The organism is Mucilaginibacter sp. PAMB04274 (genome assembly GCF_039634385.2).
Classification (GTDB): domain Bacteria; phylum Bacteroidota; class Bacteroidia; order Sphingobacteriales; family Sphingobacteriaceae; genus Mucilaginibacter.
In genome coordinates, this window is record NZ_CP155081.2 from 275,145 (window position 1) to 296,800 (window position 21,656).

At 46.0% G+C, this 21,656-nt stretch carries 18 protein-coding genes; 8 read left to right on the forward strand and 10 right to left on the reverse strand.

Translation table 11 applies throughout. From position 1 onward, the window contains the following. Window positions 1-29: 29 nt before the first annotated feature. The gene (locus ABDD95_RS01255; RefSeq protein ID WP_345950088.1) at window positions 30-269 is read right to left on the reverse strand and encodes a hypothetical protein; all 240 of its coding nucleotides are present in this window, start codon (window positions 267-269) and stop codon (window positions 30-32) included. Window positions 270-417: 148 nt separating this feature from the next. Here ABDD95_RS01255 and ABDD95_RS01260 point away from each other — a divergent pair, with 148 nt between their 5' ends. Further along, entirely contained in the window at window positions 418-2,100 is a 1,683-nt protein-coding gene (locus tag ABDD95_RS01260; protein ID WP_345950089.1) for a glycosyltransferase family 39 protein, read from the forward strand. Between the two features lie 2 nt (window positions 2,101-2,102). On the opposite strand, the gene ABDD95_RS01265 is transcribed toward ABDD95_RS01260, so the two are convergent. Beyond that, complete coding sequence (locus tag ABDD95_RS01265; RefSeq protein ID WP_345950090.1) at window positions 2,103-2,564, reverse strand: phosphatidylglycerophosphatase A; 462 nt, start codon at window positions 2,562-2,564, stop codon at window positions 2,103-2,105. A 107-nt stretch (window positions 2,565-2,671) separates the two neighbouring features. Here ABDD95_RS01265 and ABDD95_RS01270 point away from each other — a divergent pair, with 107 nt between their 5' ends. Both ABDD95_RS01270 and ABDD95_RS01275 read left to right on the forward strand, forming a co-directional pair. Then, complete coding sequence (locus tag ABDD95_RS01270) at window positions 2,672-3,337, forward strand: HAD family phosphatase (RefSeq protein WP_345950091.1); 666 nt, start codon at window positions 2,672-2,674, stop codon at window positions 3,335-3,337. Between the two features lie 86 nt (window positions 3,338-3,423). Continuing rightward, the gene (locus ABDD95_RS01275; RefSeq protein ID WP_345950092.1) at window positions 3,424-4,140 is read left to right on the forward strand and encodes a 3-ketoacyl-ACP reductase; all 717 of its coding nucleotides are present in this window, start codon (window positions 3,424-3,426) and stop codon (window positions 4,138-4,140) included. Window positions 4,141-4,186: 46 nt separating this feature from the next. Here the strand turns inward: ABDD95_RS01275 and ABDD95_RS01280 are convergent, their stop codons facing one another. Continuing rightward, window positions 4,187-4,585, reverse strand: a complete 399-nt coding sequence (locus tag ABDD95_RS01280) for a heme-binding protein (protein ID WP_345950093.1) — start codon at window positions 4,583-4,585, stop codon at window positions 4,187-4,189. A gap of 219 nt (window positions 4,586-4,804) precedes the next feature. Here ABDD95_RS01280 and ABDD95_RS01285 point away from each other — a divergent pair, with 219 nt between their 5' ends. Both ABDD95_RS01285 and ABDD95_RS01290 read left to right on the forward strand, forming a co-directional pair. Then, window positions 4,805-5,302: a MarR family transcriptional regulator gene (locus tag ABDD95_RS01285; protein ID WP_345950094.1), complete on the forward strand. Its 498-nt coding sequence runs from the start codon at window positions 4,805-4,807 to the stop codon at window positions 5,300-5,302. Beyond that, the gene (locus tag ABDD95_RS01290) at window positions 5,280-5,681 is read left to right on the forward strand and encodes a group III truncated hemoglobin (protein ID WP_345950095.1); all 402 of its coding nucleotides are present in this window, start codon (window positions 5,280-5,282) and stop codon (window positions 5,679-5,681) included. The genes ABDD95_RS01285 and ABDD95_RS01290 overlap by 23 nt, the downstream gene beginning before the upstream one ends. Before the next feature lie 202 nt (window positions 5,682-5,883). Here the strand turns inward: ABDD95_RS01290 and ABDD95_RS01295 are convergent, their stop codons facing one another. After that, a complete protein-coding gene (locus tag ABDD95_RS01295; RefSeq protein WP_345950096.1) occupies window positions 5,884-8,223 on the reverse strand; it encodes a tetratricopeptide repeat protein in 2,340 nt (779 codons plus the stop codon). A 560-nt stretch (window positions 8,224-8,783) separates the two neighbouring features. Continuing rightward, window positions 8,784-10,028, reverse strand: a complete 1,245-nt coding sequence (pepT, locus tag ABDD95_RS01300) for a peptidase T (RefSeq protein WP_345950097.1) — start codon at window positions 10,026-10,028, stop codon at window positions 8,784-8,786. A gap of 159 nt (window positions 10,029-10,187) precedes the next feature. Between pepT and ABDD95_RS01305 the strand changes: the two genes are divergently transcribed. Further along, window positions 10,188-10,541, forward strand: a complete 354-nt coding sequence (locus ABDD95_RS01305; RefSeq protein WP_345950098.1) for an MmcQ/YjbR family DNA-binding protein — start codon at window positions 10,188-10,190, stop codon at window positions 10,539-10,541. Window positions 10,542-10,789: 248 nt separating this feature from the next. Here the strand turns inward: ABDD95_RS01305 and ABDD95_RS01310 are convergent, their stop codons facing one another. Then, entirely contained in the window at window positions 10,790-13,447 is a 2,658-nt protein-coding gene (locus tag ABDD95_RS01310; RefSeq protein WP_345950099.1) for a ligase-associated DNA damage response DEXH box helicase, read from the reverse strand. A gap of 74 nt (window positions 13,448-13,521) precedes the next feature. Here ABDD95_RS01310 and ABDD95_RS01315 point away from each other — a divergent pair, with 74 nt between their 5' ends. After that, on the forward strand, window positions 13,522-14,142 hold the full coding sequence (locus ABDD95_RS01315) for a hypothetical protein (protein WP_345950100.1): 621 nt from the start codon (window positions 13,522-13,524) through the stop codon (window positions 14,140-14,142). 9 nt (window positions 14,143-14,151) lie between these two features. Here the strand turns inward: ABDD95_RS01315 and ABDD95_RS01320 are convergent, their stop codons facing one another. Together ABDD95_RS01320 and ABDD95_RS01325 are read right to left on the reverse strand one after the other, a co-directional pair. Next, window positions 14,152-14,625: a DUF2059 domain-containing protein gene (locus ABDD95_RS01320; protein WP_345950101.1), complete on the reverse strand. Its 474-nt coding sequence runs from the start codon at window positions 14,623-14,625 to the stop codon at window positions 14,152-14,154. A 4-nt stretch (window positions 14,626-14,629) separates the two neighbouring features. Beyond that, window positions 14,630-15,763: a DUF5009 domain-containing protein gene (locus tag ABDD95_RS01325; RefSeq protein WP_345950102.1), complete on the reverse strand. Its 1,134-nt coding sequence runs from the start codon at window positions 15,761-15,763 to the stop codon at window positions 14,630-14,632. 79 nt (window positions 15,764-15,842) lie between these two features. Here ABDD95_RS01325 and ABDD95_RS01330 point away from each other — a divergent pair, with 79 nt between their 5' ends. After that, a complete protein-coding gene (locus ABDD95_RS01330) occupies window positions 15,843-17,024 on the forward strand; it encodes an anhydro-N-acetylmuramic acid kinase (RefSeq protein ID WP_345950103.1) in 1,182 nt (393 codons plus the stop codon). A 158-nt stretch (window positions 17,025-17,182) separates the two neighbouring features. Here ABDD95_RS01330 and ABDD95_RS01335 read toward each other — a convergent pair whose 3' ends face one another. After that, window positions 17,183-18,505, reverse strand: coding sequence for an amidohydrolase family protein (locus ABDD95_RS01335; RefSeq protein ID WP_345950104.1), 1,323 nt, complete (start codon window positions 18,503-18,505; stop codon window positions 17,183-17,185). Window positions 18,506-18,523: 18 nt separating this feature from the next. Beyond that, window positions 18,524-21,622 carry an amidohydrolase family protein gene (locus ABDD95_RS01340; protein WP_345950105.1) on the reverse strand — a complete coding sequence of 1,033 codons (3,099 nt, stop codon included), beginning with the start codon at window positions 21,620-21,622 and terminating at the stop codon, window positions 18,524-18,526. Window positions 21,623-21,656 lie beyond the last annotated feature (34 nt).

Sequence of the window (21,656 nt, forward strand, 5' to 3'; positions counted from 1 at the left end):
ACTGCTTGGTAATGACGCTTTTTGTTTAATTACTGTTGCGGACGGCCATCGGGCTTGGCATTGCCTTCACTCATACTGGTTGAATCTTTACCGGTTGAATCGGTGGTCATGCTTGAGCCTGTTGTTTCATTGCCTGCATTTGAACCCTCTACTGCATTGGCAGTATCGGTAGAGCCACCTACGTTTTTATTTTCGCCGCCGTTACCCCCGCATGCGGTTAATGAAGCGGCTATTAATGCTATAGCAGCTAAGCTCTTTATGTTTTTCATAATCATGGTTATATATGTTGTTGTAGCTGGTAAACAGGTGCGTTTCTGTTAATGTTTTGCTAAACAGGTTAAGTATATTCTTAAATAAGTAATTTTGCTGTGTTAACGCTTGTGCTTAATGGCCTAAGCTTTTGATCCGCACATATTCATGACGCAAAATCCTATTAATAATAAAACCTGGTTCTGGCTGTTTTTTTCGTTAGCGGTGGCCTATGTTTTTGGCCTGTTTGTACCCCTGATGAACGAGGATGCCTCGCACCACGCTAACATTGCCCTGCACATGGTGCAAAACCATGATTATGTGAACCTGGTTGATGATAATGGCAAAGATTACCTGGACAAACCCCACCTGCATTTCTGGCTGTCTGCCCTGTCGTTCAACCTGTTTGGCGTAAATACTATTGCTTATAAAATACCAGCGTTGTTAGCAACCATTTTAGGCTTGTTTTCTACATACAAGCTGGGTAAGCGCTTGTATAATCAACCGGCCGGCCTGCTGGCTGCTGTAATTTATGCCAGTGCTCAGGCCCAGTTTCTGGCTAATAACGATGTACGTATGGATGCACTGCTTACGGCCAGTATCATATTTGCTACCTGGCAATTGGTAGAATCGGTTTATAATGCGCGTTTGTACAACTATGTGCTGGCAGCTTTAGGGTTGGCTATGGCTTTTACCACCAAGGGTATGATTGGATTTGTAATGCCTTGCGCTGCACTGTTCTTTCTACTGGTATATCAGCGCAACTGGACAGCTATTTTTCACTGGCGCTGGCTGGTGGTGTTGGTTTGCTGGGCTATTTTTATTGCCCCCTGCGTGTACTGTTATTACCTGCAATATGATCTGCATCCCGAAAAGGTGGTGCGTAATATGCGCAACGTATCGGGCGTAAAGTTCATCCTTTGGCAGCAAAATTTTGAACGACTGGATGGCAAGCATTGGGGTAAAGGGCACAAAGATTATTTTTTCTTTTTTCATACCCTGCTATGGGCTTTCCTGCCGTTTTGCCTGCTTACCTATGTGGCGTTTTTCGACAGGGTGGCCTTTTTTGTAAAGAACCGTTTTAGGCCCATTAAGCATTACGAATTCTTAACAGTTGGTACCATCATCTTCATCTTTGTTATCATATCATCATCGGGTTATCAGCTGCCGCATTATTTAAATATCCTGTTCCCGTTTTTTGCGCTTATTACTGCCGGGTTGCTTATTGCTAAATTTGAGTTGCATCATCAGCGTAGCCTTAATATTTACCTAATTATTCAGTATTTAGTAATTGCCATTGTAGCTGTGCTGCTGGTGCTGTTAAACTTTTGGTGTTTCCCAGTACATTCTTGGTCGGTTATAGGGGTATCGGTTGTTGTTTTGGCTGCAATGGTTTATGTGCTGGTTAAAGAGCGCGAGGTGCTAACCAGGCTGGTGGTACTTTCGGTTTTAATGGCATCACTTACCAACGTGCTTATTAACGGTAATGTATACCAGCAATTGTTAAATTACCAGGGCGGTATAGGTTTGGCACAGGTGGTTAACCGCAATCATATTCCTAAACAGCATATTTATAACTTTTATCATCACAGTTCAGGGTTCAACTTCTACGCACAAAACCTCACGGGTTTTATTGGCGTTCCGGGTATTAAGGAGAAGAGAGCTAAAGGCGAGGAAGTGTGGATATTCACTACGCCCGAAGCTAAGGCTAACCTGCTGAAAGAAGGTGTAAAATACGAAGTTGTTTATGCTGATACCGATTTTGGTATAACCCGCTTAACCAAGGAGTTTCTGAATCCGGCTACCCGAAAGCAAGCCTGCACTACCGATTACCTGATCAAAATTAAATAAGTTTAAACATAACGGCTGATAATAAAAAGAATGATTTGCAGCACAATGTTGGCATAAACGCCGGCGAGCACATCATCCATCATTACGCCGGTGCCGGCTGGGAGCTTTTCCATTTTGCGTATGCCGAGGGGTTTAACAATATCGAAAAAGCGGAAAAGTATCAGTGCAACTATAAGGTTAAAATTGGTTAACGGGACAAATAGCAAGGCTATCATTTGCCCGGCTACTTCATCTATCACAACCCGGGAGCTGTCTTTACCCCAATCGGCCTCTACCTGATTGCCGGTATGGATGCCTGTTAGGGTAACCAATACAGTGGCTAAAGGTAATACCAAAATATGTTCAAAAACATCAGTTGGGCGTAGCAGATATATAACTAAACAAGTAATTACCGCAGCTACGGTACCCCCGCCTTTTATATATCCAACACCAAAAATTGAGGCTATAATTTTATTCAGATTCATGACGAATAATGCGCCGGCAAAGGTAGCAAAAAGTACATGTGTAGATGACTAACCGGCTTTTGTAACAAAAATTTGCCTTAATGTTTAATTTTAGCCTATTTGCAACCATGACTAAACGACCGCGCGCATTAATATTTGATATGAATGGTACCATGATAAACGATATGGACTACCATACCAAGGCCTGGCAGCGCATATTTAATGAAGAATTGGGTGGCAATTTTAGCTGGGACGAAGTTAAGGTACAGATGTACGGCAAAAATGATGAAGTGCTGGAGCGGGTATTTGGCGCGCAGCGGTTTACAGAGGAGGAGAAGAAAGCGCTGTCATTTGCCAAAGAGCAACGCTACCAGCAGGAATACCTGCCTCAACTTGCCTTATTGCCCGGTTTGGCCAATCTGTTAGAAGAAGCATATCAACAACAAGTGCCGATGGCAATTGCATCAGCTGCTATACCTTTTAATATCGATTTTGTGCTGGATAATCTTAACATCCGTCATTACTTTAAAGCCATTGTAAGTGCCGATGATGTGCTGCTGAGCAAACCTCATCCCGAAACGTTTTTGAAAGCCGCACAAGTGTTACAGGTAGACCCAATTGACTGCCTGGTGTTTGAAGACGTACCCAAAGGTGCAGAAGCGGCATTAAATGCAGGTATGCCTGCGGTGGTATTAACCACCACCCATCAGCGTGAGGAATTTGCCCACCTCGATCACATCCTGCATTTTAGTGCCGATTTTACTGATAATTTTTTTGCCGACTTGTTAAAGTGATTACAGGATCACTGCCATATTTTAATCAGCTTGTGTAAACTATTGGTTGCTCTGGCGCTTATAATATAGCTTTGATGCATATAATTATGGAATCATTATCAGGAAAAATAGCTTTGATAACCGGTGCCGGTAAAGGCATTGGCAAAGCGCTGGCTATAGCCTTAGCCAAAGAAGGTGTAAACGTAGGTCTGCTGGCCCGTACCGCAAGCGATCTGGAACAACTCGCGGCCGAGCTGCAGCAGTTTAACGTAAAAGTTGCGGTTGCTACCGCCGATGTTGCCAATATGGAAGCCGTAAACATGGCGGTTAAGCAATTACAGGCAGACTTAGGTTTTATTGATATTTTAGTGAATAACGCGGGCGTAGCTTACTTTGGTAGCTTTTTAGAATTAGACCCGGCGAAGTTTGAGCAAACCATACAAGTGAATTTGTTAGGCGTATACTATGTAACCCGTGCTGTATTACCTGCCATGATTGAGCGCAAAACAGGCGATATCATCAATATCTCATCAACAGCAGGGCAGCGTGGCGCTGCGGTTACCAGTGCTTACAGCGCATCTAAAGCCGGTTTAATTGGCTTGTCCGAATCGCTCATGCAGGAGGTTCGCAAGCATAACATACGGGTAAGCAGTCTCACACCAAGCACCGTGGCTACAGGTTTGGCTATAGATCTGAAACTGACGGATGGTAATCCTGACAAGGTTATGCAGCCCGAAGACTTTGCTGAGTTTATAGTGCACAACCTAAAGCTGAACCGCCGGGTATTTGTAAAAGAAGCTGGCTTGTGGTCTACCAACCCATAAAAAAAGAATAAGTGCTTACTAGTATGTACCAGTAAGCACTTTATTCTTATTTGTAAGCGGCAACTCCGGCCAAAGCCACCTCACGGTCTTGTTCTACACTACCGCCCGATACGCCTATAGCGCCAACAATCTCACTGGCGCTTTTCAACGGCACGCCACCCGGAAAAGATATCAACCCGCCGTTAGATACTTCAATGTTGTACAAGGGGCCTCCGGGTTGTGATAAGCCACCTATATCGCCCGATTCCATATCAAAAAAAAGTGCCGTTTTGGCTTTCTTGATTGATATATCTACAGAGCCAAGCCAGGCATTATCCATGCGCGCAAAGGCTTTCAAATTAGCGCCGGCATCTACCACGGCAATATTCATGGGCACGCCAATCTCCTGCGCTTTTAACTGTGCTGCCGTTATAATTGCCTGCGCTTGTTCTAATGTAATATTCATTTTTAAGTTGTTGTTAGTATATCCTAACTACAGGCGGCTGGGTATTCGGTTTTAATTACACTACGCTAAAAACGACTAAAGAATTTTGCCGGTTTGAAGATAGCCGGGTTGAAGCTTAGTTTATAAATCTGGTAAAAAGCTGCCCGCAAGCCTTCTGGCGCACTTTAGGAGTCGCATGGGTGCAGGAAAGATTGTATATTAGGGAACTATTTATCAACTATGGACCTTATTACCGAACTGGCCGAGCTTGCTTTGGCTACGCGCTTGAAACGCCTGAGCGACCGGCTGGCGCAAGACGTAAACAAGATATACAAGGAGCTTAATCTTAATTTTGAATCAAAATGGTTTTTGGTGCTTGAACTGCTAAACCGGAGAAAGGTAATGTCTATTGTTGATATCGCTGATGAATTAAAGCTGACGCACCCCGCTATTGTGCAGTTTGCCGACCAGATGCTGAAGGCTAAGCTTATTATTGCACAAAAGGATGAAAATGACGGCCGTAAGCGGATGGTGTCTTTATCGGCCAGCGGTAAAAAGCTGTTACGACAGCTGGCACCGGTGCTGGAGGTGATTAGGACTGAAAACGAACATTGGCTGAGCGAGGCCGATACTAATCTACTAAACATTTTAGGCCAGTTGGAGAAAGCGCTCGACAAAAGGAATATGTATCTTAGAATAAAAGAAAAGCTAAGTGATGGTAAGGAAAGTGAAGTTTGATATCAAGGATTTGGAAAGCATTAAGCTGCTGGTAGACCGGTTTTATGCCAGTGTAAGGAACGATGAACTGCTGGGACCGGTGTTTGCCGACGTAATTAAGGATGACTGGCAGCCTCATTTGGATAAAATGTATGCCTTTTGGAATGCTGCCTTGTTTGGTGTAGCTGGCTTTAGGGGCAACCCTTTTGCACGGCATGCGCCGTTATCTATACAACCACAGCATTTTGACCGCTGGCTGCAAGTGTTTAACCAAACTGTTAACGACAACTTTGAAGGCCCCATGGCCGATGATGCCAAGAAACGCGCCGAACTCATGAGCATCATGTTTCAGGCCAAGCTTAGCCGTGTGAAAGATGGCTTTAGTAAAATAATTGTGTAATACTTTATAAGTGGTTGCCTGCTTATCGAGTTAAGCAAATGATAATAAAGACTAAAAATTCTGGCTATATTCATCTTAACATCCTACCTGCAGGGCAAAAGAGGGTTGGAGTTAAACGCTAAAGAGAATTGCCCTCCCTTCGGCACCTGCATTCAAAATTAGCCCATAATCTTACTTGAAGGTAACCTAGGCAGCTAATAGGTTAGTTACAATACTTCCTGATTGCGTCGTAAGCTTCCTTTAAGCCTAATTCGCCGGCTTTACTCAGGTCCATACAGCCATTTATTTTTTCGGCCGATACTTGTACGCGTATCATACCACGTTGGTAGTAAGCCTGGCGTAAGCGGGTATCAAGCGCAATGGCGGCCGTAAAGTCGTCAATGGCGCCCCGACTATCTCTCTGCTGCACCTTAAGTTCTCCTCTGCGCAGGAAAGCCATTTTGTTTGCGGCGTTCATTTGTATAGCTGTGGTATAATCCAGCATAGCACCACGGTAATCTTGCAGTTTAAATTTTGCCACGCCGCGGTACAGGTAAGCATCCGAGTTGTTAGGGTTCATATCAATAGCGGTGTTGTACTCTTGTATGGCGTTAATAGAATCCTGCAAGGCAAATTTAGCCAGGCCCCGGTATACAAAAACGTCCTCATCCTGTGGGTCATTTTCATACGCCTTTTTAAAATCATCCATTGCGCTTAATGAATCGGGCAAATAAGCTTTGGATAAGCCCCTGAAATAATAAGCCTTGGCACTGTTGGTATTTATGTCAAGCGCTTTGTTGTAAGCATCAATCGCCCCTAAATGGTCATTTAAGCCGGCTTTGGCATTTCCTAAAAACAAGTAAGCTTCCTCGCTTTGGCGTTGCGAAATTGCCTTGTTTATATCGGCAAGAGCGCCTTCAAAATCACCGTAACCGGCTTTCAGGTTACCCCGGTTCTGGTAAGCCTCTGCCGATCCGGTATCAATGCGCAATACCTGGTTAAAATCACGTGCGGCACCCTGCGTATCGCCCAGCTTACTTTTGGCTACACCACGTTTAATAAAAAATGCGGTGTTTTTTGGATTGATCTTTATACCCAGGTTGTACGTATCAATAGCGCCCTGGTAATCCCGAAACAAGGCACGGGCGTTACCGAGTTTTAAATAAGCCTCCTCGCTTCTTGGAGAATTGTCGAGCACGCGCTGGTAATCCTGCGCCGCGCCGGCAAAGTTGCGTAAGCGTGCACGCACGTTGCCGCGTTCCAGGTAGGCGTCCATATAATCGGGGCGCAGCTCAATGGCGCGGGTGTAATCTTCTACAGCACCGCGTAAGTCTTTCAAATCGCGCTTTACGTTACCGCGCGAGTAATAGGTATAGCTGTTGCGGTTATTCAGTTCAATTGCCGTATTCAAATCGCTCAAAGCATTAACCGTATCTTTTAATTCTGCTTTTGAATTACCCCGTATAGCAAATGCACCATCATCCTTATCATTGCTTTTAATTACAAAATCGGCATCATCAATGGCGCCTTCGTAATCCTTGTTATCATAGCGTATACCGGCACGCGCACGGTAAGCCTCGGGGTAACCATCAGGCGAAAGTTGAATGGCCTTGTTAAGGTCGGCCAAGGCGTTTACTTTATCGCCAATGTTTAAGCGGGCTACGCCGCGCCTTACATACAGTTCAGCATTGTTTGGGTTTTGCGTAATGGCTTTGGTATACTCCACAATAGCACCACGGTTATCGGCTACGTTTATTTTGGCGTTAGCCAGGTAATGGTTCAGCTCTGATAATTTTGGATTGAGGCGCATTGCCTGGTTATAGTCATTAATTGCGCCCTGGTTGTTACCCATATTTACCTTAGCGTTGCCCCGGTAATAAAAGGCCTCGGCATTGCGTGGGTTTAAGGCAATGGCTTTATCAAAATCTAAAATGGAGCCGTTGTAATTCTTTAAGGCAGCTTTGGCATTGGCGCGATAGTAATACAATTCAGAGCTGTTGGGCTTAAATTTAATGGCACGGTCGTAATCCAGTATAGCGCCGGCATTATCGCCCATATTGCTTTTGGCTACGCCCCGGTAGGTGTACAGGTCGGCATTGTTAGGCTTAAGCTGTATGGCTTTATTAAAATCATCTACAGCGCCTATAAAATCCTTCAGGTTGCTTTTAGCGTTGGCGCGATAATGATAAATGTCAGCATTGTTAGGCAGATAGCGCAACGCCGTAGTGTAATCTTTTACAGCGTCTTCATAGTGCTGCAAATTGCTGTGTGCATTGGCGCGGTAGTAATAAGCTTCGCCCTTGTCTGATTTTAACCTGATGGTTTGCGTATAGTCGGCAATGGCGCCGGCAAAGTCACCTGTATTAGTGCGCGAGTTTGCGCGGTAAAAAATGGCATTTACATTAGTCGAATCGAGCTGAAGTGCGTGGGTATAATCCTGTATAGCGCCATTATAATTCTTGACCTTATCTTTAGCATTGCCTGCCTGTATGTAAGATGCTGTAGTTTGAGCATTTGCCCAAATGGGTAAAATAAGCGATAGAATAAGTAATAATTTCCCCATATTATAAAAAGCAGTTTTGCCAGTGCCAGCTAAAAACAGCGTTGCCATCAAGAGTATACCCTGAATTAAGGATATGCCTTCTGCACTTTTTTAAACCCGTACTAAAATACACATTTTGCTCTAAGTTTAATTAATAAAGCCCAAAGCGGATGTTAAGCAAGGATTTGTGCAACTAATTCTGGCAAACTTGTTTGTTAAAATTTAATAACTATATAAAAAACACGCTTAAACATTAAAAAGCGACAAATTTAAACAATAGCAGACGGAGTAACCAGTGTATAACTATAAGTTAATTGCCTTGTGCTTCATTAACTGGGATAGCCATATGTTTATTGTTTTGTATGGAGTAGTTACAACTATCATGCAAATAACTGCGTGGGGTAAGGCGTGGCAAAAGAATACGCTGGCTTTTGTATGATGTGGTTCGTTAAAACCAGCATATTCTTTATAGTTGTAATAGGGCTTAAATACACGCCCATTTTTGGGTAAAACTGCAGGTAGCTTTAGCGTAAGAGTGCGGGTGATAAATTACCTATACAATAGCGTAAAAGCTGCTGTAATTAACTGCGCTCTTCCCAAATAGCGCCAAGGTGCAGTATGGTTTCTACAGCCTTTTGCATGTCTTGTACCGATACCCATTCCTGGCGACCATGAAAGGCATGCTCACCAGCAAAAATGTTGGGACAAGGCAAACCCATAAACGAGAGCCGTGATCCGTCGGTTCCGCCACGAATGCTGCATAGTTTGGCGTCTAATCCGGCACGACGGATGGCCTCCATGCCGTAATCTACAATGTGGGGGTGTTCATCCAGCGCCTGTTTCATATTGCGGTACTGCTCCTTAACCTGTAGTTTGTAGGTTGCACCCGGAAAACCTTTCAATATGTTTTCGGTAATATCCCTAATGGTTTGCGCGTGTTGCTTTAATGCATCCGTATCAAAATCACGAATAATGAATTCAATCATAGCGTGCTCTACATGGCCGCTTATACCTACAGGGTGTACAAAGCCCTGCTTGCCCTCGGTACCCTCGGGCGATAACCCGAATGGCAGCGCCGCAATGATTTGTCCGGCAATTTTAATGGCGCTTAGCATTTGCCCTTTAGCAAAGCCCGGGTGAGCGCTTACGCCACTGATCAGCAGTTTAGCGCCGTCGGCCGAAAAGGTTTCGTTCTCCATGTTGCCGGCGGTTTCACCATCCATGGTGTATGCAGCAAAGGCGCCCAGCTTTTTAAGATCAACCTTGTCTACACCGCGGCCTATTTCCTCGTCAGGCGTAAAAAGTATTTTGATGGTTCCGTGTTTAATTTCGGGATGATGAAGCAGTTGGTAGCAGGCATCCATAATTTCGGCTACGCCAGCTTTATTGTCGGCGCCCAGTAGGGTGGTGCCGCTGGCAGTTATAATATCGTTGCCTATTTGATTACGTAGCTCAGGGTGGTTTTGGGGCTTAAGCACCTGGGTGTTATCATCTGGCAGCACCAAATCCTGACCCTGGTAATTGCGGTGAACAATGGGTTTAACGCCTTTGCCACTGCTATCGGGCGAGGTATCCATGTGCGAGCAAAAGCAAATAACCGGCACATTTACTTTGGAAGTGTTTGCGGGTATGGTGGCGTACACATAACCGTATTCGTCCAAGTGTGCATCATCAATGCCCATTTCCAGAAGTTCTTGTACCAGCACACGGCCAAGGTTTTTTTGCTTTTCGGTAGATGGGTAAGTTGATGATTCGGGGTCTGACTGGGTATCTATAGTTACATAACGTAAAAAGCGTTGGGTAACGGTAAAGTCGCGTAGATTCATAGTAATTCAAATATCCGAACAAAGATGGTGTTTTGTGACATACTTAGTGTTTTTTATCATTGCGCCGATTTCTACCTTTCTTAATACTACACTTGTTATCTCTCGAAATGACAAGTGCCCGACACCGAACGAATACACAAATTATATTACCTTTAATGGATGAATACGGAAGAACTGCGTGACTACTGCCTGCAGAAACCATACACTGAAGAAGCGATGCCTTTTGGCGAAGAAACGCTGGTGTTTAAAGTGGGTGGTAAGATATTTTTGCTAACCAGTCTGGATACGGGTAACCGCTTTAATGTTAAATGCGACCCCGAGTTGGCTATGGAATGGCGTGAACAATTCAGCGAAGTGCAACCCGGCTATCACATGAATAAAACGCATTGGAATACTGTGTACATGGATGGCTCGCTCACCCGCAAGCAACTGTGCGAAATGATAGATCATTCGTATGAGCTTATTGTTAAAAGCCTGCCTAAAAAAATACAGACGGAGCTTTTTAGCAAATAATAAGGAAGTTATGTTGACTTATATAGTACGACGTTTATAAAGCGCCACCACAAGGTTTACAACAACTAAGGAAATAATTAAGGCTATCATCATGTGCTTGTACGTTAGTTACATACAAAAGGTTGCAAAGTGTATTCCAGTTATGTAAACTATGCTTTAAAGCCCAGCAGCGGCGTTTTTTATGTCAGCCCGAAATTTTTTGGGCAAACGCTTCCACAACAGTAAGGGCCGGTGTGGAAGTGCAGCCGCTAAACGCGTTTAATGTAGGGGCTACGGCGTTTTGACGGAGCTGGTTTCTTTTCCTTACCCTTAGCAGGTTCAGGCTGCGGCTCGGCAAGGGTATCCTGATCAAAAGCATCATACCGACGAGCCATTTTGGCTACGCGTTCTTCCAAACTTTCCAAGGTCAGTTTTTCCCGAAGCCGGTCTACCATAATAGGGAAGGCGAAAGGCGTAGGGCGCTCCACTTTTTTAATAACAATTTCCTGGGTCTGGATGCGCTGTAGTGCCGCCCTTAGCCTGAATTCTTCCAACTGGAATGCCAGCGCTTCATTAAATGATTGCCTGATGAGCAGGTTATCGGGCTCATACTCCATAAACACATCAAACAGCAGCCCTGTGCTGGCTTGCAGGTGCCGGTTTTTTACAGGCTGACCAGGATAGCCCGTAAATACCAGCCCGCCAATGTTGGCAATATCCCTGAAACGGCGGCGTGCCATTTCATTGGCATTCAGGCTATGTTGTATATCGTCTATTAAATTGTGAATGCTGAACAGATCTTCTTCCAGTGCTTCCATGAGTGGGATGGGCTCATCGGTAAGCAGCTCAAAGCCATAATCGTTCATGGCAATGCTGTAGGTTGCTTTTTTAATTTTGCCAATGCGATAGGCAATTAATGATGCCATGCCCTCATGCACCAGCCGGCCTTCAAACGGATAAAAAAACAAATGGTGCCCATCGCGGGATTCGAACGACTCAATCAGCAGATCGCTTTTTTTGGGCAGGTGTGAGAGTTCTTCCTGCAGGTTAAATAGTGAGCGGAGGGCCTTCACTTCCGGGTCTTTTTCCTGATGATGGGCCACCTCGTCCAGCTTATCGCGCAGTACCGACGATAGTTGCGACGAAAGCGGCATGCGCCCACCTGCCCAACTTGGTATAAGTCCCTTGGTTTTGGTTGACTTTTTGACGAAAGCCGTCATTTCTTTCAGTTGCACAAATTCGAGGCTGCGGCCGGCAAACCAAAATGTATCACCGGGTTTAAGGCGTGATACAAAGCTTTCTTCAATAGATCCCAACCCTCCGCCATGCAGCAGCTTGACCCGCAGGCTCACGCTGCTGGTAATAGTGCCGATGCTGAAACGGTGTCGCATAGCTACCCGTCGGCTGTTCACCTTGTATAAGCCGTCCTCAACCTCAACCTTTAAAAACTCGTCATATTGTGATAGGGTGGCGCCACCAGTTGTAATAAACGTTAGCAACTCGCCAAACTCGCTTTCGCGCAAATCGGCAAAAGAGAAGGTGCTTTTTACTTCATTGTACAACTGGTCGGCCCGGAAACCGTCTGATACGGCCAGCGTAACCATGTATTGGATCAATACATCCATAGCCAGCAAAATAGGGTCGCGGCTTTCAAAATTTACATTTTCGATAGCCTGTTTTAAGGCTGCGCCTTCCAATAACTCCAGGGAGTGTGTAGGGATAAAGTAGGCTTTAGACACCGCACCCGGATGGTGACCACTACGCCCGGCCCGCTGCATAAAACGCGCAACACCTTTGGGGCTGCCTACTTGCACTACAGTATCTACCGGGCGAAAATCGACCCCCAAGTCCAAGCTTGAGGTGCAAACCACCACCTTTAGTATACCCTGGTGCAGCGCCTGCTCTACCCAGTTGCGCAGTTCATTATCAAGCGAGCCATGGTGCATGGCCATAATGCCCGCATACTCGGGGTAGCGGTCCAAAATGGCGTGATACCAAATTTCGGACTGTGCGCGCGTATTGGTAAAAATAAGCGTGGTTTTACTGTTGGCTACAATCTCCATTACTTCGGGTAACAGTTTCAGGCCAATGTGACCGGTCCAGGAGTAGTTCTCCACATCTTCGGGGATTACCGATTGTATATCCAGCTTTTTATTAATGTTAGCCCTGATCATCCGCATCCTATCGGCCGGATAATTGTTACCCAGCAGCACCTCTGCCGCTTGCTCCAGGTTGCCAATAGTAGCGCTTATGCCCCAGATTTTTAGGTGCGCAGTGTCTTTAGTACCAGGTACGGAGCTTTTAATTCCGGATTTATTATTTGAGCTGACTGTTTTTGGTAGTCCCTCTACTTCGTGCTTTGTGCTTTCTTCGCCTCTCAACCCCTTCAGCCTCGATAGTCCCAGCTCAACCTGTACGCCCCGTTTGCTGCCCAGAAGTTCGTGCCACTCGTCTATAACCACCACTTGCAGGTGCTGGAATAGTTTAGGGTAGTCTTTTTGGGCCAGCATCAGGTGTAGGCTTTCGGGCGTGGTGAGCAGTACTTCAGGTAGTTTTTTACGTAGAGCCTGCTTTTCGGCAGCAGAGGTATCGCCGGTGCGGGTGCCTATGCGCCAGGGAAGTTCCAATTCATCACATACTTCCTGCATGGCCTTTCGTATATCATTGGTTAAAGCGCGCAAGGGCGTTATCCACAACATAAGCAGGCCGTTGTTGGTACGGGTTTTATAGGTGTCGGGGTATTGATTTATATAACCCACCAGGAAGGGTAAAAACAGCGCAAATGTTTTACCGCTGCCGGTAGGGGCGTTGAGCAGGCCCGAATAGCCGGCCAAATAGGCGTCCTGCATTTCCTGCTGAAACGGGAACTGCTGCCATCCTTTTTGTTTAAACCACCGGCTAATTATTTCCTGCCCTTTGCTACTCATGTTGTAATAATACAAAGCAACCGTATTTTAGTTGCATGCCAACAGTAACGGTGTGTTGTTTGTATATAGTATATATGCGTTACCTTCTTTATACATCGGCCTTACTAATGATGGCCTGCAAACCATCATCTAATTCTAGTCAAGCTCAAAATCAACCCTTTGATTCTGTTAAACATGCGGACACGGGATCGGTTAAGCCGGTTCCTGCCGACAGGCTTATCGTTCCCGGCAAGTCTGTAGGCCGTACAGTATTAAATGATAACGGTGCTGAAGTAGTAAAACGACTGGGTAGGCCAGATGCTGGTGACGCCGCCATGGGTAAGGCAGTGTCCATATGGTACGCCAACCATGATAGTACCGCACATCAAACCATGATTTATACTGCCCGGCAAATGGGTACCAGTGATGAAACCGCCCGCGTAAAACAAATACGCATTACCTCGCCCTGGTTTACAACGGCCGACAGCGTGCATACAGGCGTACCATTGCAGCAGATAAAGCAGCATTACGAGCTTACAAAGGCAGCTTATTATACAAAGGGCAATGAGCGGTATGCCTTATACACCACAACCCGTGGCATTACGTTTGAAATTGACTCCAACAGCAATTGTACAGCTATTATAATAGGCGAACCAAAAGAAAAAACAGGCAGCTTATATTTGCCGTTTTATGAAAATCTGCAAATTATAAAATAGGATATAACTTTACTGAGGCCCAAAAGCCTTTTGCAACTCGGCCTGAAACTCGGGCAGGTGTGCCTGCATTTTTTGCTGACCCAATGCCATGCCTTTTTGCAAGAGTGCCGGTAGTCTTTCGTTTACTTTTTTTCCGGCAGGCGTTAAATAAAACTGAGTTATTTGTTTTAGTTCAGTTTCTGTGAATTCTTGCGCATACAGGGTAACCAAGTCTGGCTTCATGGCATTAAAGTTCATGTACTTGGTTAAAAAGGCTAACATTATTTCTTTGAACTTCGCTTTCTTGTCGGCCGGAACTTGTGCACTGCTTGCATCAACAATAGCACTGTATGAGCGGGGTAACTGGGCCGCCATATCAGTTGCATTGAGCAAAGCTTCGGCAGCTTTAAGGTGACTGGCTGACGGCGTAGCGGTTTGTGCTTTTGCTAAGCCTGCAGTTAAAACCAATAAACAAATCAATAAGAATTTTGATGGAGAAGACATTTCGTTAAATTTTGATCAAGATACCTCTATTGTACATAACCCACAAGATCGCCATCCATAATAATACATAGCCAATTGCCCAGCCCAGGGAGGCATTTATGGGAGAAAAGTACGGCGTAAAGAGGGTGTCATAAAGTGCGGTGTTTAAACTTGCTTTGTCGCCCTGAAAGTTGACTTTTATACGGCCCATGGCACGTGCCATCATGCCCGAAACCACAAACACCGTAATGGCATTTACACCGTAAACTACAAAAGGCTTGGTAAAGCGGCGGTAGCCTTGCACATCAATAAGCCAGTAACACAACATAAAGCAAAGCATGCCCAAGCCGCCTGCAAACAGCACATATGAACTGGTCCATAACGATTTATTAATAGGGAACCAAACGTTCCATAATAACCCTAAGCCTGTAAGTAATATGCCTGCGCCCAGCAAGGCATAAACTTTGGTTTGGCTGGTATAGTTTTTTTGCCTGAGCCAAGTGCCGGTCAATATACCCAGCAAACCGGTAGATAAAGCGGGCATTGAACTAAGCAAGCCTTCCGGATCCCACGTTTTGCTTTGTTTCCACAAGTGGGCGCTAGTAAATATGGTGCGATCCAGCCAGGCACCCAGGTTGGTTTCGGGTTCCAGGTTGGGTGCTGTTCCGCCCGGTACGGGCACACGTGTCATAAGCAAATAATAGCCTATTAAAAATAATGCGGCCAGCACTGCCTGCACGCGGTAGCCTGTTTTAATATAAATTAAACTGCAAATAAGATACACCAGCGCAATGCGTTGCAGAACGCCCGGAATACGCACGGTGCTCAAATCCCAATTCAGGAAAAAAGACATAAACACACCCAGCAGAAAAATGATGACAGCCCGGCGAAGCGCTTTTAACATGAGGGTCATGTGTGTAGATGGGTCTGCCTTTTTGGTTTCCATTGCAAACGGGATAGATATGCCCACAATAAACAGAAAGAAAGGAAACACCAGATCGGTTGGGGTGCAGCCGTTCCAGGCTGCATGTTCTAAAGGCGGATAAATGTGACCCCAGCTGCCGGGGTTATTTACCAGTATCATGGCCATTACGGTAATGCCGCGAAAAACATCGAGCGAGAGAAGCCGGGGGCTTTTTGTTGTAAGGTTTGAAGTCATATGCGTTGCATAAATGTAAACAATTATTTAAGTAAGTATAGTGTAGATGTTGAGGATATGATTTTACCTACCTTAGCGTATGCTGAATGCCAATTTAAGCAAGCTGTTTACTATCGCTCAAAAGCCTGAGCGAATAATTGTGGGCCTCATGTCGGGTACCTCGCTTGACGGGCTGGATATTGCCTTGTGCCGGATTAGTGGCAGCGGTTTTAATACCACGTTCGAATTACTTGATTTTGCTACTGTTGCCTATATGGATACCTTCAGGCAGGATGTTCGGGAGGTATTTGCACAAAAACAAGTTAGCCTCGAAAAACTATGCCTGCTCAATGCCAGCATTGGCAGCCTGCATGGTGAATATGTAAGTAACATGTTACAGCATTGGGGATACCAGGCAGGTGATGTAGATCTGATTGCCAGTCATGGGCAAACTGTTTACCATGCACCGCAGCGCCTGCACGGGCTGGCAGGCTACCCTAATGCTACCCTTCAAATAGGCGATGCTGATCACATAGCGGTAAAAACCGGCGTTATAACCATCAGCGATTTCAGGCAAAAGCATGTGGCCGGCGGCGGCGAGGGAGCGCCGCTGGTATTGTACGGCGATGTGTTGCTGGGCAGTCATCCACACCAAAACAGGATACTGCTTAACATTGGTGGTATAGCTAACCTTACCTGGTTGCCAGCCAATAAACAGAATATCATCTGCACAGATGTAGGCCCCGGCAATACCTTGATCGATGCTGCCTGTCAAAAATACTTTAACCAGCCTTATGATAACGGTGGGCGCATAGCTCTCAGTGGTCGTGTAAGCCAACCCCTTTTAACACAATTGCTACAGCACCCGTTTTTTACCCAGCCAGCACCCAAAACAACAGGACCAGAGTTGTTCAGTAAACAATATGTGCAGGAGGCTCAGCAAAAATCAGATACGTTAGGTATCCAGCCCCAAGATTTGGTGGCCACATTAACGGCATTTACAGCAGAAGGTATCATCAATTTTGTTAAAGCCAATGTTGCTGATAATATCACCCAATTACTGCTTAGCGGAGGTGGGGCGAAAAATACCTGTCTTGTTAATCATCTTCGCAAGGCTTTCCCTGCGGTGCAAATTGCAGATACCAATATTATAGGCATTAACGCAGATGCTAAAGAGGCTATTTTGTTCGCCTTGCTGGCCAATGAGGCGGTTGCGGGTGAGCCTGTTTCCATTGGTACAAACCCGGCAATATTAATGGGCAAGTTCAGCTTTCCGGCGTAAGCCGCAAACCTCCGGAGCACCTATCGATTTAAAAAGTGTTCTTGCTAGCACTCGAAAATGATACCCTGATAACAGCTTTGTTAAATTACACTTTAAACGAGAAAGGCTTGCCACCGGCAAGCCTTTCTCGTTTAAAGATTGGTACGCTGTACCCCCCCTTAATTCACATTTGCCTTTAATCCATACTTTTCGCTGTAGCGTTTGTATAGTTGCTTATGCAGGTTGTCTAAGCTTATGCTTTTGCCTTGTATGTAGGCATTTTCTACGTTCAGAGTAAGCATGTCCAGGGCATCACCGGTTGAAATAAAGAGGTTGGCGTCTTTGCCGGTTTCTAAGGTGCCGGTTGTTTTATCGATACCTAATATTTTGGCATTGTTAAGGGTAATCATGGATACAGCCTGCTCTTTGGTTAAGCCGTAACCCACCGCCTGGCCTGCCTCAAAAGGCAAATTGCGCTGACGCCAGAAACCGGTACCCGTTAAGCCATACATTACGCCGGCTTCCTGCAGCAGGTGCGGCAATTTGTAGGGGAGGTAAACATCGTCTTCGTCCTTATCGGGCAGGGCTTGGGTTTCTTTGATTACAACCGGTACATTGTTGTCTTTCAGGATATCGGTAACCAGGTAAGATTCGCGACCACCAACAATTACGGCCTGTACACCAAATTGCTTGGCAAAGTTTACTGCCTGCATAATCTCTTTAGCGCCATCAGCATTGATGAATAGCTTTTTGGTGCCATTAAATAAACCTACCATAGCGGCCAGGCGTACATTGGTTACCGCTGGTTTGGCCTCCGCGTAGCTTTTCGCTTGCGAGAAGAGACTAACGAACCCATCAATAGCTTTTTGCGCGCGCTCAGCAGGCGACTCTTGCGGAGCTCCACCCGGAGCGCCAAAACCACCACGCCGACCGCGGGCAGCACGCGCTACCGGCCAGGTCATGTGAATGCCGATGTCTTTTTTGTATGCGGCATCTTCCCAGTTCCAGCCATCCAGCATCATTACCGATGATTGACCAGGCATAGTGCCGCCTTGTGGCGTAGGCTGTGCCAGCAACACACCGTTTGAACGAACGGTTGGTATAACCTTAGAGTCGGTATTGTAGGCAATTAATGAACGTACATGCGGGTTTAATTCGCCGGTTTCGGTTTCATCGTCTGTAGCCCTTACCGATTCAAACTCCACCAAACCTAATGAAGTGATAGGGCATATAAAACCAGGGTATACTTGCTTGCCGTTAGCATTTACTATTGTAGCGCCTGCCGTGTTAGGGGCAGTTCCTTCGCCAATGGCGGTTATTTTGCCTTTATCAAAAGCAATGTAACCATTGCTGATCACCTTGCCGTTACCTACATGTATAATTGCCCCTGTAATTACAACAGGGCCTGCTTGTGGCTTGGCCGGCATAATGTTAGCCTGGCCAAACGCGAGGACAGCGCTCAGCATCAATCCTCCAAAACTTAAAACTAATTTCTTTTTCATGATGATTATAATGAGGGATTAATGCTGCGCTTTTTGAACGTTAGTTTGATTTTGGTTCATGCGGTTATAATCGTCGGCTATTACGTAGGCTGCGTCTTCAATATCTTCGCACTCGTATAAACGCGGGCGTTGAAAGGCCGGGCGCTGTGTAGCGTTACCGCGGCTTTTAGATTCGATCATTTTTTGAATGATGCGGCCTTCATCAGCTTTCATCGCTTTTTGGCGGTCGCCATCCTTTGCATAGTCCCAGTAAGGGATGCCATCAACATAAGTTTTTTCGGCAACAGCGTAAATAGAAAGCGGGTTGGCCGACCATAAAACCAGGTCAGCATCCTTGCCTGGTTTGATACTGCCAATGCGGTTATCCACATGCAGCATTTTAGCCGGGTTAAGGGTAACCAGTTTAAGCGCCTCCTCTTCGCTCATCATGCCGTAGGTAACCGCTTTGGCTGCTTCCTGGTTAAGGCGGCGGGCCATCTCGGCATCATCAGAATTAAAGCCGGTTAATACGCCTACTTCGTGCATCAGCTTGCCGTTGTACGGAATAGCCTCTGCCACTTCCATTTTATAAGCCCACCAGTCTGAAAACGTAGAGCCGGCAATTTTACGGGCCTTCATTTTATCGGCTACCTTGTAGCCTTCCAAAATGTGGGTAAAGGTGTTGATCTTAAAGCCCATAGAATCGGCCACGTGCATCAGCATGTTGATTTCTGATTGTACGTAAGAGTGGCAGGTGATAAAACGTTTACCATCCAAAATTTCAACCAATGCATCCAGTTCCAGATCGCGGCGGGTGGTGCTGTTTTTGGCGGCACGTGCCGCTTTGTATTCTTTAGCACGGGTAAAGGCATCAATATACACTTGCTCAACACCCATGCGGGTTTGCGGGAAACGCACGTTGGCATCGCCAAACTGCTGCGGGCGGTTACTTTGTTTTACGTTTTCGCCCAGGGCAAATTTGATGAAACCATCGCTGCCTTCAAACTTTAACTGCTCGGGCAGTACACCCCAACGAAGCTTGATTAACTGGGTTTGACCGCCGATAGCGTTCGCCGAACCATGCAAAATGTGCGATGTAGTAACACCACCGGCCAACTGGCGGTAAATGTTAACATCTTCGGCATCTATTACGTCGGTTATACGAACTTCGGAAGTTACCGATTGTGTGCCCTCGTTAATGCCGTTTGTGGCCGCAATGTGCGAGTGCTCGTCCACAATACCAGCTGAAATATGTTTGCCGGTAGCATCAATCACCTTAGCGCTACCAGCAGCAAGGTTTTTACCTACTGCTTTTATTTTACCGCCCTCAATCAGTACGTCAGCGTTTTTCAGGACGCCTTCTTTTTCGTTGGTCCAAACGGTAGCATTTTTAAACAAGGTGGTCTCGGTGGTAGGTACTTTTGTGTTGCCAAAAGCTGCAAACGGATAAACAACAGGACCAACAACAGGCGCTTTGGCCGTTTGATCGGCACCCGGGCCTCGGCCGCCGCGGCCACCAAAGCCGCCGGTGGCGGCGCCGGTATAAGTTGCGGTCCATTTAGCAGCGCTGCCATCGGGCAATATACCATCGCCTTTTAAGGTAACAGGTGATAACGAAGTAATATAACCGTTTAGGCGAATGTTGCCCGATGGCTTGTTTTTTAAGTCGAAGTATAAGTTCACCAGATCGCCGGTGCGAACAATGGTGCCTTGGGCCCGGGCGCTATCGGCACCGGTGCGGTTAATGTTGGCAGTGTAAGCGCCGGGTGTACCACCAATTATTAAAGTGGTACCAGCCAGGCCGCTGCCGCTTAAAGTATAAGTGCCGCGCAGGTCGCTTACATCCATTTTGGATACTACAAATTTTTGGCCTTGTACCCAGTTTTCATAAATTACATTATCGGCTTTAAACAAATTGGCTGAAGTGATCACAAAGTTAGCCAGTTTGCCTTTGGCTAAAGTGCCTACCTTATCGCTCACACCCAGCATAGCGGCCGGAATTTCAGTTAACGATAACAGTGCTTGCTTCTCGCTCAGTCCGTTGGTGATGGCTGTACGCAGGTTGGTCCAAAAATCGCGGGCGTTGGTTAAGCCTGCTGATGTTAGGGCAAAGCGGATGCCGGCTTTTTCTAAAGCGGCCGGGTTAGTTGGAGCCAGTTCCCAGTTTTTTAACTGTGCGTAGCTCACATTGCGTGCCTCTATAGCATCCTCCACATCAAAAGCAGCAGGAAAGCTTAACGGAATAATGAAGCTTGCATTTAAAGCCTTTACTGCATCAATGCGCTGGTACTCTTGTCCGTCTGTTTTATAGATGTATTGCTTGCCAAACTCCTTGGCTATTTTATCGGCACGGAGTATGCTTTGTACATCGCCTACCTCAAAAATCTGCGGCAGTGTCTGTGTGCGGTTAAACTCGGCTAACGAAATATTATACTCTTTGCTTTGCCCTTTGTACCATTGTGCATCATAATAGGTTTGGCGCAGCAACGCAATACTACCCATTAATGATGACGGATAATTGGTGGCCGCAGTACCTTTGCTAAATGAATAATGTGCCGCAACTTCATCTTTAATCAGTACCTCGTTGTCGCTGGCATCAGCTAAGGTTAATACGGCTGAGGTGCCTCGGGCAATACCGTCTTGTACCAGTGTTTGTACGGCGCCAAAACCATTGCGTTTTAACTCATCGGCACGGGCGGTGTTTACATGAAACATTTTGCGGGCTTGCACATCAGGGCGTATGGCATCATTCCAGGCGTAAGGGCCGGGTTTGGTTGACACCGGAGTTGAAACGCGGTTAAAGCCGCCACCAAAGCCTCCCATGGCCTGGCGTGGAGCCTCGGGTATACCGTAGGTTGTATACGCATCTATAAGACCTGGGTAAATAAATTTACCTTTTAAATCAATAGCCACATAGCCCTTGGGTACTGCGCCGGTACCAACCGACTCTATGATGCCGTCTTTAATAACCAGTGTGCCATTGTTAATGGTTTGGCTTGCACTTACAACAATGGTTGCATTGGTGAAGGCGTACTGCCCCGACCTTATATCCCATGAGCCGTTAACCGGGAAAGTTTCCTGGGCATAGCTTAAATGGGTAATCAGGAGGGCAAAACAAGCGAGTAAAAATTTCTTCATTTTGCAGTTTTTGAGTTAATCGGTTTAAATATAT